Below are 12463 nucleotides of genomic sequence, written 5' to 3'. Positions count from 1 at the left end.
GGTGGACCGTGGCGCCTCCGACCGGCCCGAGCCGCCCCAGGAGGCATTCATGTCGGCCCACGAGCCCGAGCCCACCCCCGCCGCCGAGGAGCGCCCCCTGTCGGTGCGCGACCTCCTGGCGTCCTGTGCCGCCGCCGACGCCGTCTCCACGCCCCCGAAGGCGCCGGAGCCCGCGCGGGCGGACGACGAGGGTGACGACGCGCGCGACACCGCCCGCGACGCCGCCTGAAAGAGCTACCGAACGAGTTACGGAACGACGACGACCGGCGTCTTGTTCACCGCGAATTCCCACATCGCCCGCCCGTCGGCCGGCTGCTCGCGGATCGCGCCCGTCTTCTTCGCCGGGTCCGGCTTGGGCGACGAACCGTCCACGGCCGCGCTGAAGCCGAAGACGACCCCGGCGGCGTCCCGGTGGAAGACCACCACGTGCTCGACGGGCGTTCCGTCCGAGCCGGTGATCGTGGGCGTGCGCGAGGTGACCGCGTAGCTGCCCGGCGGCGGGTTCACGGTGCTGGGCGCGATCTCGAACGTCCGCGTGGCCTTGCCGTCCGAGCCGACCAGCCACACCCGCTTCTGGGCGAGCCCGTAGACGACGCGCAGGCCGGTGCCGGAGTCCTCCGGTACCGCGTTCGGGGCCTTGCCCTGCTCCTGCCCGGCGGAGCCTGCGGCCTTGTCCTTGCCCTGCTCCCCGTCCTTCGCCTTGCCGGCGGCCCGGCCCGAGGCGTGCGCGGTGGGGTGATCGGGGGCGGCCTCCGCCTGGACGGCCAGGAAACCGACGGCGGCCAGGGCCGCCGCGGTGAGCGTGGCCACGATGATCCCCGAGCTGCTACGTGCCACGCTGCGCACCTTTCGTCCCGCGTGCTGCTGTGTTGCTGTGCTTGCTGTGTCGCTGTGTGCTGTCGCCACTGTCCCGCCGCCGGCCCGGCGCCGCCGTCCCGGCCCGTGGGTACCCGGCCCGTGCGTACCGGCCGTTGCGCGGCTTCGTACGGCCGTCCGTACGGCCATGCGGCTGACCGTAGCACCCGCCCGCGCCCCCGCCGCGCCCCCGGCTCGGGGCCCATGCGCGCGCCGCCCGCCCCATGGTGCGCCGTAGGCTTGTCACGTGCTGCTGCTCGCTCTGGATACCGCCACCCCCGCTGTCACCGTCGCCCTCCACGACGGCGAGTCCGTCGTCGCCGAGTCGACCCAGGTGGACGCCCGCCGGCACGGGGAGCTGCTGCTGCCCGCCGTCGACCGGGTACTCCGCGAGGCGGGTACGAAGCTCGACGCCGTCACCGGGATCGTCGTGGGCGTGGGCCCCGGCCCCTACACCGGTCTGCGCGTCGGCATCGTCACCGCCGCCACCTTCGCCGCCACCCTCTCCGTCCCCGTCCACGGCCTGTGCACGCTGGACGGCATCGCGTACGCGGCCGGGCAGCAGGGGCTGACGGGCGAGTTCGTCGTGGCGACGGACGCCCGCCGCAAGGAGGTGTACTGGGCGCGCTACGCCGACGCCCGGACCCGGATCACCGAGCCCGCCGTGGACCGCCCCGCCGAGCTCACCGAGCGCCTGGCGGGCCTGACCGCCGTCGGCGCGGGCGCGGTGCTCTACCGGGACGCCTTCTCGGACGTCCGCGAGGAGCTGCCGCAGCACCAGTCGGCGGCCGCGCTGGCGGCGCTGGCGGCCGAGAAGCTCCGCACGGGCGGCGAGTTCCTGCCGGACCAGCCGCTGTACCTGCGTCGCCCCGACGCCCAGGTGCCGGCCAACTACAAGGTGGTCACCCCGCAGTGACAGGGCCAGCCGAAGCGGCCGCCGCCGCAGCAGCCGCCACCGTCCGCGTCCGCGAGATGCGCTGGTGGGACATCGCGCCCGTGCTGGAGCTGGAGCGCGCCCTGTTCCCCCACGACGCGTGGTCCAAGGGCCTCTTCTGGTCGGAGCTCGCCCACGCGCGCGGGGCGAACGCCAACCGCCGCTACGTCGTCGCCGAGGTCGTCGGCGAGGCCCGGGAGGTCCGGGTCGTCGGTTACGCGGGCCTCGCCGCCGTCGACGGCACCGGCGACGTGCAGACCATCGCCGTGGCTAGGGAGCACTGGAGCACGGGCCTCGGCGCCCGGCTGCTGACCGAGCTCCTCACCACCGCGAACGCCTTCGAGTGCCGTGAGGTGCTGCTCGAGGTGCGCGTCGACAACACCCGCGCCCAGCGCCTCTACGAACGCTTCGGCTTCGAGCCCGTGGGCGTGCGCCGCGGCTACTACCAGCCCGGCAACATCGACGCGCTCGTGATGCGTCTCTCCGATCCCCTGTCCGCAGTGCAAGGAATGTCCCATGGCTCGCAAGACTGACGAACCCCTCGTCCTCGGCATCGAGACCTCGTGCGACGAGACCGGCGTCGGTATCGTCCGCGGCCACACGCTGCTCGCCGACGCGGTCGCGTCCAGCGTCGACGAGCACGCCCGCTTCGGCGGCGTGGTTCCGGAGGTCGCCAGCCGGGCCCACCTTGAGGCGATGGTCCCGACCATCCAGCGCGCCCTGAAGGAAGCGGGCGTGAGCGCGAAGGACCTCGACGGCATCGCGGTCACCGCCGGCCCCGGCCTCGCGGGCGCCCTGCTCGTCGGCGTCTCCGCGGCGAAGGCGTACGCCTACGCGCTGGGCAAGCCCCTCTACGGCGTCAACCACCTCGCCTCGCACATCTGCGTGGACCAGCTGGAGCACGGTGCCCTGCCCGAGCCCACGATGGCCCTGCTGGTGAGCGGCGGCCACTCGTCCCTTCTGCTGGCGCCCGACATCACCTCGGACGTCCGGCCGCTCGGCTCGACGATCGACGACGCGGCGGGCGAGGCTTTCGACAAGATCGCCCGGGTGCTGAACCTCGGCTTCCCCGGTGGCCCGGTCATCGACCGCTACGCGCGCGAGGGCGACCCCGACGCCATCCGCTTCCCGCGCGGCCTGACCGGTCCCCGTGACCCGATATACGACTTCTCCTTCTCCGGCCTGAAGACGGCCGTGGCCCGCTGGATCGAGGCCAAGCGCGCGGCCGGCGAGAACGTGCCGGTCGCGGACGTCGCGGCCTCCTTCCAGGAGGCGGTCGTCGACGTCCTGACCCGCAAGGCCGTTCGCGCCTGCAAGGACCACGGCGTGGACCACCTGATGATCGGCGGCGGCGTCGCCGCCAACACCCGCCTGCGCGCCATGGCCCAGCGCCGCTGCGAGGACGCGGGTATCACCCTGCGCGTGCCGCGCCCGAAGCTGTGCACCGACAACGGCGCGATGGTCGCGGCGCTGGGCGCGGAGATGGTGGCCCGGGGCCGCGCGGCGTCGTCGTGGGACCTGTCGGCGGACTCCTCGCTGCCGGTCACGGAGACGCACGTGCCGGGCGAGCACGACCACGAGCACGACCATGACCACGAGCACGGCCATGGGCACGGTCACGCGCATGACCACGACCACGTGCACGAGCTGAGCAAGCAGAACCTCTACGACTGACGGGCGGCCCCGCCGGTCCGGGTCACGCCCGGGCCGGCTGCCCCAGCAGCATGGCCGGCGCGCCCGCCACACGCGTCAGCACGATCACGCACGAGTTCGCACCCGCGAGCTTGAGCTTCTTGCGGAGTTCCTCCGGCTCCACCGCCGAGCCCCGCTTCTTGATGACGGCGACCCCGATCCCGCGCTCCCGGACGATCGCCTTGAGCTTCTTCAGGTTGAACGGCAGCACGTCCGTGATCTCGTACGCCGCCGCGTAGGCGGAAGCCCGCAGCTCGTCGCTCGTCACATACGCGATCGTCTCGTCGATCAGCCCGCCGTCGCCCAGCTCCGTCGCGGCCTCCGCCACCAGGTGGGCGCGGATGACCGCGCCGTCCGGTTCGTAGAGGTAGCGGCCCACGGGCCGCACGGCCGGGTCCGGCAGACCGCGCCCCACCAGGGACGCGCCGCCCGGCAGCAGGGTCGCCCGGTGCGTGCCGGGGTCCGTGCCGAACCACAGCACGGCCTCCTTCACGTCACCGCCGTCCGAGATCCACTCGGCCTCCGCGTCCTCGGGGATCGCCTCGTGCGGCACCCCGGGAGCGATCTTCAGCGCGGCGTGCGGGGCCTTGCGGGCCGCCTCGACCGCCCAGGACAGCGGGGGCGAGTAAGCCTCCGGGTCGAAGATCCGGCCCCGGCCGCCGCGCCGCGCCGGGTCCACGAACACGGCGTCGTACGACGAGGTGTCGACCTCGGTGACATCCGCGCAGCGCACCTCGATCAGCTCGGCCAGGCCCAGGGCGGCCGCGTTCGCGCGGACGACCTCGCAGGTCAGGGGGTCGCGGTCGACGGCCAGCACCTCGATGCCGGCGCGTGCCAGCGCGATCGCGTCGCCGCCGATGCCACAGCACAGATCGGCCAGCCGGCGCACGCCGAGGGCGGCGAAGCGCCGGGCCCGGTAGGCGGCGACACCGGCCCGGGTGGCCTGCTCGACGCCGTTCGGGGTGAAGAACATGCGGTACGCGTCCTCGGCGCCGAACTTGGCGACCGCGCGCTGCCGCAGCCGGGCCTGTCCCAGTGCCGCCGACACCAGGTCGGCGGGGTGGTCGCGGCGCAGCCGGGTCGCCGTGGCGAGCTCCTGGGCGGGGTCGTGGTCGCGCAGCTCGTCGAGGAGGGCGCGGCCCTCGTCGGTGAGGAGGGCGACGAAGGCGTCGGTGGCGGGGGCGTTCGGTGCGGGCACGTGTCTCATTCTCGCGCCACTCCTCGTAGGGCGGTGAGCCGGAGGAGGGTGAGGGGGCCCGTGCGGTCTTCGAACGGATGAACAAGAATCGGGTGTGTGAGCCCTGTGAGCCCGTCTGTTTCCGGCCGAATACGCGCCGCCGCCCTCGCCTCCGCCGCGCTGCTGCTGACCGGCGTCCTGACCGGTGCTCTGGCCGGATGCTCCGGCTCCTCCTCCGGCGGCCCGGGGAAGCCGCACAAGGCGGCCGGGACGCCCACCGCGCCCGCCACCGCCTCACCGGCCGACCCCGGTGCGTACCGCCGCTGGGGCCTGGACAAGCCGCTGGCCGCGCCCCCGGCCCCGCCCGCGAAGAAGCTCACCGACGGGTTCAGGGCAGGCGAGAAGCCGCAGATCATCCGGCGCATTCCCACGCAGGACAAGGTCGTCTTCGTGACCTTCGACGACGGGGCCGAGAAGGACCCGGAGTTCCTGAGGATGGCGGCGGACCTCAAGGTGCCGTTCACGATGTTCCTGACGGACGACATCGCCCGCGCGGGCGCCGGCTACGGCTACTTCGACAAGCTCCGCGCCCTCGGCAACGGCATCGACAACCACACCCTCTCCCACCCCAACCTGCGCACCCTCTCCGCCGAGGCGCAGAAGCGCGAGATCTGCGGGCAGCAGGACTCCCTTCAGAAGCGGTTCGGCAGCCGCCCGGCCCTCTTCCGCCCGCCCTACGGCAACTACAACGACGCCACGCTCACCGCCGCGGCCGGCTGCGGGGTGCGCGCGGTCGTGCTGTGGGAGGCGACGATGCAGATCAACGACATGCGCTACGCGGAGGGAAACGGGCTCCGGCCCGGCGACATCGTCCTGGCCCACTTCCGCGGGCCCCAGGAGCTCAAGGGCACCACGATGACCCGGATGGTCACCAACATGCTGCGCAGCATTCAGGCGCAGGGCTTCACGGTGGCCCGTCTGGAGGACTATCTGTAGTGCGCGGGAGCCGGGCCGCGTCCCGCAGGAGTACGGCTCCGCCCACGGGGTAGATCAAAGCTCGCCGCACGCCGAATTGGCACTCCGCTTGACCGAGTGCTAACCGCGTCATAGTCTCGGCTCCGTTGGCACTCTCCACCGGTGAGTGCCAAACGTAGCGACGGGCACGTTCCGGCACCCGCGACGACGGGACTCCTGGTCGCCACCTCAGACAGTTAACCCCGTGAGATCTCCGAAGGGGGAGGTCGGATCGTGACGACCGCCAGCTCCAAGGTTGCCATCAAGCCGCTTGAGGACCGCATCGTGGTCCAGCCGCTCGACGCCGAGCAGACCACGGCCTCCGGCCTGGTCATTCCGGACACCGCCAAGGAGAAGCCCCAGGAGGGCGCTGTCCTGGCCGTGGGCCCGGGCCGCTTCGAGAACGGCGAGCGCCTGCCGCTCGACGTCAAGGTCGGTGACGTCGTGCTCTACAGCAAGTACGGCGGCACCGAGGTGAAGTACAACGGTGACGAGTACCTCGTCCTCTCGGCTCGCGACGTTCTCGCGATCATCGAGAAGTAGTTCACCCGAGGCTCTGTGAGCCTTCGAAGCTTGTGAACAGTGCCCCTGGTTCCCGTGCCTGCACAGCCGGGCGCCGGGGGCGCGGTTCGTTTTGAGACCCGGCGAAGGATACGTACCCCATGGCCAAGACCCTGAAGTTCGACGAGGACGCCCGTCGCGCCCTTGAGCGCGGCGTCAACAAGCTCGCCGACACCGTGAAGGTGACGATCGGCCCCAAGGGCCGCAACGTCGTCATCGACAAGAAGTTCGGCGCCCCCACCATCACCAACGACGGTGTCACCATCGCCCGCGAGGTCGAGCTCGACGACGCGTACGAGAACCTGGGCGCCCAGCTCGTCAAGGAGGTGGCGACCAAGACCAACGACATCGCGGGTGACGGCACCACCACCGCCACCGTGCTGGCCCAGGCGCTGGTCCGCGAGGGTCTGCGCAACGTCGCCGCCGGCGCCTCCCCGGCCTCCCTGAAGAAGGGCATCGACGCCGCCGTCAAGGCCGTCTCCGAGGAGCTTCTGGCCACCGCCCGTCCGATCGAGGACAAGGCCGACATCGCCGCCGTCGCCGCGCTGTCCGCGCAGGACAAGCAGGTCGGCGAGCTGATCGCCGAGGCCATGGACAAGGTCGGCAAGGACGGTGTCATCACCGTCGAGGAGTCCAACACCTTCGGTCTGGAGCTGGACTTCACCGAGGGCATGGCCTTCGACAAGGGTTACCTCTCGCCGTACATGGTGACCGACCAGGAGCGTATGGAGGCCGTCCTCGACGACCCGTACATCCTGATCCACCAGGGCAAGATCTCCGCCATCCAGGACCTCCTCCCGCTGCTGGAGAAGATCATCCAGGCCGGTGGCTCCAAGCCGCTGCTGATCATCGCCGAGGACGTCGAGGGCGAGGCCCTGTCGACCCTGGTCGTGAACAAGATCCGTGGCACCTTCAACGCCGTGGCCGTCAAGGCCCCGGGCTTCGGCGACCGCCGCAAGGCGATGCTGGGCGACATGGCCACCCTCACCGGTGGCACGGTCATCGCCGAGGAGGTCGGCCTCAAGCTCGACCAGGTCGGCCTGGACGTGCTGGGCACCGCCCGCCGCGTGACCGTCACCAAGGACGACACCACGATCGTCGACGGCGGCGGCAACAGCGAGGACGTCCAGGGCCGCGTCGCCCAGATCAAGGCCGAGATCGAGACCACCGACTCGGACTGGGACCGCGAGAAGCTCCAGGAGCGCCTCGCCAAGCTCGCCGGTGGCGTCTGCGTCATCCGCGTGGGCGCGGCCACCGAGGTCGAGCTCAAGGAGCGCAAGCACCGTCTGGAGGACGCCATCTCCGCGACCCGCGCCGCGGTCGAGGAGGGCATCGTCTCCGGTGGTGGCTCCGCGCTGGTCCACGCCGTCAAGATCCTCGAGGGCAACCTGGGCAAGGAGGGCGACGAGGCCACCGGTGTCGCCGTCGTCCGCCGCGCCGCCGTCGAGCCGCTGCGCTGGATCGCCGAGAACGCCGGCCTCGAGGGCTACGTCATCACCTCCAAGGTGGCCGAGCTCGAGGCGGGCCAGGGCTTCAACGCCGCGACCGGCGAGTACGGCGACCTGGTGAAGGCCGGCGTCATCGACCCGGTCAAGGTCACCCGCTCCGCCCTGGAGAACGCCGCGTCCATCGCCTCCCTGCTGCTCACGACCGAGACCCTGGTCGTCGAGAAGAAGGAAGAGGAGCCCGCCGAGGCCGGTCACGGCCACGGCCACGCCCACTGACATAACCCTTCGCCCATCCGGGTGATACGGCCGGGGCCCGGCCTCCCTCGTGGGGAGGCCGGGCCCCGGTCCGTTCCGGCGCCGTCCGCCGGTTCGTGCCGTCAGTTGGGGCCGTAGCGGCGGCCCGTCGTCGCCCCGGCGCGCGAGACCGCGCGGCGCGGCGCCAGCTTCAGCAGACCGGTCAGTGCCTTGTAGCGCGGGTCGGGGATGGACAGCGACTTGCCGCGGGCCAGGTCCTTCAGCGCCGCGTCGACCAGCTTGTCGGCGTCCAGCCACATCCAGCCGGGCACGTTGTCCGTGCCCATGCCGGCCCGCTGGTGGAACTCCGTGCGGACGAAGCCGGGGCAGAGCGCCATCATCCGCACCCCGCTGCCCGCCAGGTCCCGCGCGGCGCCCTGGGTGAACTGCACCACCCACGCCTTGCTCGCCCCGTACGTCCCGCGGGGGACGAACGCGGCGACCGAGGCCACGTTGACCACGCCACCGCGCCTGCGCTCCCGCATCCCGGCCGCCGCGGCCGAGGTCAGCCGCAGCACCGCCTCGCAGTGCACCTTGAGCATCGTCAGCTCGTCGGCCATCGCGACCTCGAGATAGCGGCCCTTGTTGCCGAAGCCCGCGTTGTTGACCAGCAGGTCCACCGGGTTCTTGCGGTCCGAGAGCCGGGCCTCGACCGCCGCGATGTCCTTCTCCTGCGACAGGTCGGCGCGGAGCACCTCCACCTCCACACGGTGGCGGTCGTGGAGCTCCGTCGCCTGCTCGCTCAGCCGCTTCTCGTCGCGGGCCACGATGACCAGATTGTGCCCGTCGGCCGCCAGCCGCCGGGCGAAGGCCGCGCCGATGCCGGCGGTGGCTCCCGTGATCAGTGCAGTCGTCATACGGGAACGTTAGTGCTCGGCACACCCTCCCGGTTGCCTTCCCCCTCCTCCGGCCGCCCCGCCGGCCGCCCGTTGGCGCGATTCTGACGCTCCCTGTAGGCCAGGGCCTTCTCCAGCAGCTCGGGGTGGAGGGCGTCGCCCGCCGCGAGGAGGCCGGCCCGCAGCGACTGATCCGTCGTCAGCGCGCGGAAGGCGTAGGCGACGGTCACCTCGTGCGCGGGGCGGTGGACGATGTCGACGCGGTCGCCCGCGCGGATCTCCCCGGGCTCCAGGACGCGCAGATACGCTCCGGGCGCGGCCTCCTGGGTGAAGCGGCGCATCCAGCCCGACTCGCCCAGCCAGTCGGCGAAGGTGCGGCAGGGGATACGCGGAGAGGTGACCTCCAGCAGCAGATCCGTACCTATGCGCCAACGCTCTCCGATGCGCGCGCCGTTGACGTCGATCCCGGTGGTGGTGAGGTTCTCCCCGAAGGCGCCGTGGGGCAGCGCGCGGCCCAGCGCCCGCTCCCAGCCGTCGAGGTCCTCCCGGGCGAAGGCGTAGACCGCCTGGTCGTTCCCGCCGTGGTGGCGGAGGGAGACGACCGCGTCGCCCGCGAGGCCGCTGCCCGCCGTGCCCTTCGGGCCGGGGGCGGCCACGGCGACCGGGCCGGGGACGGGACGCTTGTCGATGCCGCTCGCGAGCCCGCCGGCGAAGGCGCCTTCGTGGCCCGGGCGGTCGCCCGCCGTCAGGGCCCGGCCGATGTTGACGGAGAGCAGTCGCATGGGGGAAGTCATGGCGCGGTCCATGCGATCAGCCTAGGCGGATCCCCTCAAAGCGTCGAGCGATTATTTCGCGTCGGCCCCAAGGGTGCCTTATGCTCGGTTCTATGATCGAGGCACGTCATCTGAGGGTGCTGCGCGCGGTGGCCGCCACCGGTTCGTTCTCGGCCGCGGCCCGGGAGCTCGGCTGCACCCAGCCCGCCGTCAGCCAGCAGATGAAGGCCCTGGAGCAGTCGGCGCGCACGCCCCTGCTGGTCCGGACGGGCCGGGAGATGCGGCTGACCGAGGCGGGCGAGGCGCTGGTCCGCCACGCCACGGGGATCCTGGCCGGGCTGACCGCCGCCGAGGAGGAGATCGCGGCCATCGCCGGGCTGCGGGCCGGCCGGGTGCGGCTGGTGTCCTTCCCCAGCGGCAGCTCCACGCTCGTGCCCACCGCGCTCGCCGAGATGCGCGCCGCCCACCCGGGCACCCAGATCTCCCTCGTCGAGGCGGAGCCGCCGCGCTCGGTGGAGATGCTCCGCGAGGGCGACTGCGAGATCGCGCTCGCCTTCCGCTACCCCGACGTGCGCGGCGCGGACCCGGCGGCCGGCGCGGAGTGGGACGACCTGGTCGTCCGGCCGCTGCTGACCGACCGCCTCATCGGCGTGGTGCCCGAGGGGCACCGGCTGGCCGGGGCGGAGCGGATCGGGATCGCCGAGCTGGAGCGGGAGCCGTGGATCGCGGGCTGCCCGCGCTGCCGGCGGCATCTGGTGGAGGTCTGCGAGAGCGCGGGCTTCACCCCGCGCATCGACTTCGCGACGGACGACTACCCGGCGGTCTTCGGTCTGGTCGGAGCCGGTCTCGGGGTCGCGGTCATGCCGGAGCTGGCGCTGGAGACGGTGCGGCCCAAGGGCGCGCGGACGGTGCCGGTGGAGCCGGTGGTGCAACGGGAGATCGTCGCCCTCACCCTCCCGGACCTGGCCAGGGTCCCGGCGGTCGGGGCGATGCTCGACCGCCTCACGGCGGCCGCGAGTCGCTGAGGCGGTGCACCTGCGGCGGGGCGTCGCCGGGAATGTGCCGCCGGGAACGTGCCGTCGGCCGCGGGGTGCCAGTGGTGGGGCCCGTGCGTGGGCGTCGGCCGCGACGGCGCGGCCCGGAGCGGCCTGGGGGCGTGCGGGAGCGTGGTCGTCAGCGGAAGCGCGCCGCAGGCGCTCACGCCGTCATCGCGCCGGCGCCGGCGCCGCTCGCCGAGATGGGCCGGTGCCTCGCGCGCCCCATGAGCTCCTCGCGCTCGTCCTCGGTCAGCCCGCCCCAGACGCCGTAGGGCTCCCGCACCGCCAGCGCGTGCGCCGCGCACTCGGCGCGTACGGGACAGCGCATGCACACCTCCTTCGCGGAGGTTTCCCTGGCGCTGCGCGCCGCGCCGCGTTCGCCCTCAGGGTGGAAGAACAACGAGCTGTCGACCCCTCGGCACGCCGCCAGGAGCTGCCAGTCCCACAGGTCGGCGTTGGGACCGGGAAGGCGGGAGAAATCTGCCATTGCTTATCCCCTCGAAACGATCTGTCCGATGCAGTGCCCGTGCCCGTATCTCTGTCGTGTATCTGTCGTGACTGTCGTGTGAGCAGATGAAAATATGACTCATTGCTGAATCTAGCCACAGATACCGGTAAATGGGAAGAAATGCGGGTCCGACTGGGCAAATGGGGCATAGCTTGGCCGATGGAGCGGGCGCCCCCCGTGCGCCCTGCTCCGTGTCCGCGCCCTCACGTAGAGTGCCGAACACGGCCGACCAAGCCCGTAACTCTTTCGGGTGACCGTCGTTGAGAGTGCGGAGGCGGTTGACGCATGAAGCAGTCGGGCGGGTGGCAGGGCCCGGGTGCCGTCGACCGCGCAAGGTGACGACCAGTACCAGCCTCTGGAGGCTCAAGGTGACGCGCATCAGCTGCGGAGGGCGGCCATGACATCCGTCCTCGTCTGCGACGACTCCCCGCTTGCCCGAGAAGCGCTCCGTCGCGCGGTGGCGACCGTGCCCGGCGTCGAGCGCGTGACCACGGCGGCCAACGGCGAGGAAGTCCTCCGCCGCTGGGGCGCCGATCGTTCGGACCTCATTCTCATGGACGTACGCATGCCCGGGCTCGGCGGTGTGGAGACCGTGCGCCGGCTGCTCTCCGCCGACCCGGGCGCCCGCATCATCATGCTCACGGTCGCCGAGGACCTCGACGGGGTCGCGCTGGCGGTCGCCGCCGGGGCGCGCGGCTATCTGCACAAGGACGCCTCGCGCGCCGAGCTGCGCGCCACCGTGACCCAGGCGCTCGCCGACCCCACCTGGCGGCTCGCCCCCCGGCGGCTGCGCTCGGCCGAGATGGGCGCCGCGCCCACCCTCACCGCGCGGGAGATCCAGGTGCTGGAGGGCATGAGCCACGGCCGTTCCAACGCGGAGATCGGCCGCGAGCTCTTCCTCTCCGAGGACACGGTGAAGACCCACGCGCGGCGGCTGTTCAAGAAGCTGGGCGCCTCGGACCGGGCGCACGCGGTGGCCCTCGGCTTCCGCTGGGGCCTGGTCCGCTGAGGCGGTGTGGCGCGCAGCGTCTCGAGGTCGCGGTGCGCGCCACCCCGGCGGGCGGTGCCCACCGCGACCCCCGTGGCGCGCACCCCGACCTCGCCGCCCCACCGGCCCGACGCCGAAACCTCGAGGGATGCCGCATCCTTGAGGTGTGACTCCTCCCCGGCGGAGGCCGAGGTTTCTCGCTCGGCCAGAAGAGACCTCATGACGGACAAGCCCTGCCACGTGCCGCACGGCACGGGTGCAAGCTATCGGTGGAGTCGTGAGTGCTGGGGCGGGCATACCCGAAAGGGGGAGGCGCTAGACGTGAGTGCGAGGACACCGACGCGTA

The 12463-nt window shown here is 72.5% G+C and carries 14 protein-coding genes; 9 read left to right on the top strand and 5 right to left on the bottom strand.

Annotated elements, in window-relative coordinates; translation table 11 throughout:
* The first annotated feature begins 49 nt into the window (after nt 1-49).
* Nucleotides 50-229, top strand: a complete 180-nt coding sequence (locus EKH77_RS13585) for a hypothetical protein (protein ID WP_126914655.1) — start codon at nt 50-52, stop codon at nt 227-229.
* Between the two features lie 17 nt (nt 230-246).
* On the opposite strand, the gene EKH77_RS13580 is transcribed toward EKH77_RS13585, so the two are convergent.
* Nucleotides 247-837, bottom strand: coding sequence for a hypothetical protein (locus EKH77_RS13580; protein WP_126914654.1), 591 nt, complete (start codon nt 835-837; stop codon nt 247-249).
* A gap of 265 nt (nt 838-1102) precedes the next feature.
* Here EKH77_RS13580 and tsaB point away from each other — a divergent pair, with 265 nt between their 5' ends.
* Genes tsaB through tsaD form a run of 3 tightly spaced genes read left to right on the top strand, consistent with a single transcriptional unit; the run spans nt 1103 to nt 3463 of the window.
* Entirely contained in the window at nt 1103-1771 is a 669-nt protein-coding gene (gene tsaB / locus EKH77_RS13575; RefSeq protein WP_126914653.1) for a tRNA (adenosine(37)-N6)-threonylcarbamoyltransferase complex dimerization subunit type 1 TsaB, read from the top strand.
* 56 nt (nt 1772-1827) lie between these two features.
* Nucleotides 1828-2322: a ribosomal protein S18-alanine N-acetyltransferase gene (gene rimI / locus EKH77_RS13570; RefSeq protein WP_126918059.1), complete on the top strand. Its 495-nt coding sequence runs from the start codon at nt 1828-1830 to the stop codon at nt 2320-2322.
* A complete protein-coding gene (tsaD, locus tag EKH77_RS13565) occupies nt 2306-3463 on the top strand; it encodes a tRNA (adenosine(37)-N6)-threonylcarbamoyltransferase complex transferase subunit TsaD (protein ID WP_126914652.1) in 1158 nt (385 codons plus the stop codon). Before rimI ends, tsaD begins: the two co-directional genes overlap by 17 nt.
* 22 nt (nt 3464-3485) lie before the next feature.
* On the opposite strand, the gene EKH77_RS13560 is transcribed toward tsaD, so the two are convergent.
* Nucleotides 3486-4688 carry a class I SAM-dependent methyltransferase gene (locus tag EKH77_RS13560; protein WP_126914651.1) on the bottom strand — a complete coding sequence of 401 codons (1203 nt, stop codon included), beginning with the start codon at nt 4686-4688 and terminating at the stop codon, nt 3486-3488.
* A 96-nt stretch (nt 4689-4784) separates the two neighbouring features.
* On the opposite strand from EKH77_RS13560, the gene EKH77_RS13555 reads away from it, so the two are divergent.
* The 3 genes from EKH77_RS13555 (at nt 4785) to groL (ending at nt 7957) form a co-directional block, all read left to right on the top strand.
* The gene (locus EKH77_RS13555) at nt 4785-5654 is read left to right on the top strand and encodes a polysaccharide deacetylase family protein (RefSeq protein WP_430981031.1); all 870 of its coding nucleotides are present in this window, start codon (nt 4785-4787) and stop codon (nt 5652-5654) included.
* A gap of 252 nt (nt 5655-5906) precedes the next feature.
* Nucleotides 5907-6215 carry a co-chaperone GroES gene (gene groES, locus EKH77_RS13550; protein ID WP_004955293.1) on the top strand — a complete coding sequence of 103 codons (309 nt, stop codon included), beginning with the start codon at nt 5907-5909 and terminating at the stop codon, nt 6213-6215.
* 119 nt (nt 6216-6334) lie between these two features.
* Complete coding sequence (gene groL, locus EKH77_RS13545; protein ID WP_126914650.1) at nt 6335-7957, top strand: chaperonin GroEL; 1623 nt, start codon at nt 6335-6337, stop codon at nt 7955-7957.
* 101 nt (nt 7958-8058) lie between these two features.
* Here groL and EKH77_RS13540 read toward each other — a convergent pair whose 3' ends face one another.
* Complete coding sequence (locus EKH77_RS13540; protein WP_126914649.1) at nt 8059-8832, bottom strand: SDR family NAD(P)-dependent oxidoreductase; 774 nt, start codon at nt 8830-8832, stop codon at nt 8059-8061.
* Entirely contained in the window at nt 8829-9593 is a 765-nt protein-coding gene (locus EKH77_RS13535) for an MOSC domain-containing protein (protein ID WP_126918057.1), read from the bottom strand. Before EKH77_RS13535 ends, EKH77_RS13540 begins: the two co-directional genes overlap by 4 nt.
* Nucleotides 9594-9697: 104 nt before the next feature.
* Between EKH77_RS13535 and EKH77_RS13530 the strand changes: the two genes are divergently transcribed.
* Nucleotides 9698-10609, top strand: a complete 912-nt coding sequence (locus EKH77_RS13530; RefSeq protein ID WP_126914648.1) for a LysR family transcriptional regulator — start codon at nt 9698-9700, stop codon at nt 10607-10609.
* Between the two features lie 172 nt (nt 10610-10781).
* Here the strand turns inward: EKH77_RS13530 and EKH77_RS13525 are convergent, their stop codons facing one another.
* Nucleotides 10782-11108 (bottom strand): WhiB family transcriptional regulator, encoded by a 327-nt coding sequence (locus tag EKH77_RS13525; RefSeq protein WP_126914647.1) that lies wholly within the window; start codon nt 11106-11108, stop codon nt 10782-10784.
* A 418-nt stretch (nt 11109-11526) separates the two neighbouring features.
* Between EKH77_RS13525 and EKH77_RS13520 the strand changes: the two genes are divergently transcribed.
* Nucleotides 11527-12138, top strand: a complete 612-nt coding sequence (locus EKH77_RS13520) for a response regulator transcription factor (protein ID WP_003948568.1) — start codon at nt 11527-11529, stop codon at nt 12136-12138.
* The last annotated feature ends 325 nt before the right edge of the window (nt 12139-12463 follow it).

The organism is Streptomyces luteoverticillatus, assembly GCF_003970715.1.
GTDB classification, from domain to species: Bacteria; Actinomycetota; Actinomycetes; order Streptomycetales; family Streptomycetaceae; genus Streptomyces; species Streptomyces abikoensis.
The sequence above is the reverse complement of the archived record's forward strand: the minus strand, read 5'-3'. Positions and strand labels throughout refer to the sequence as shown.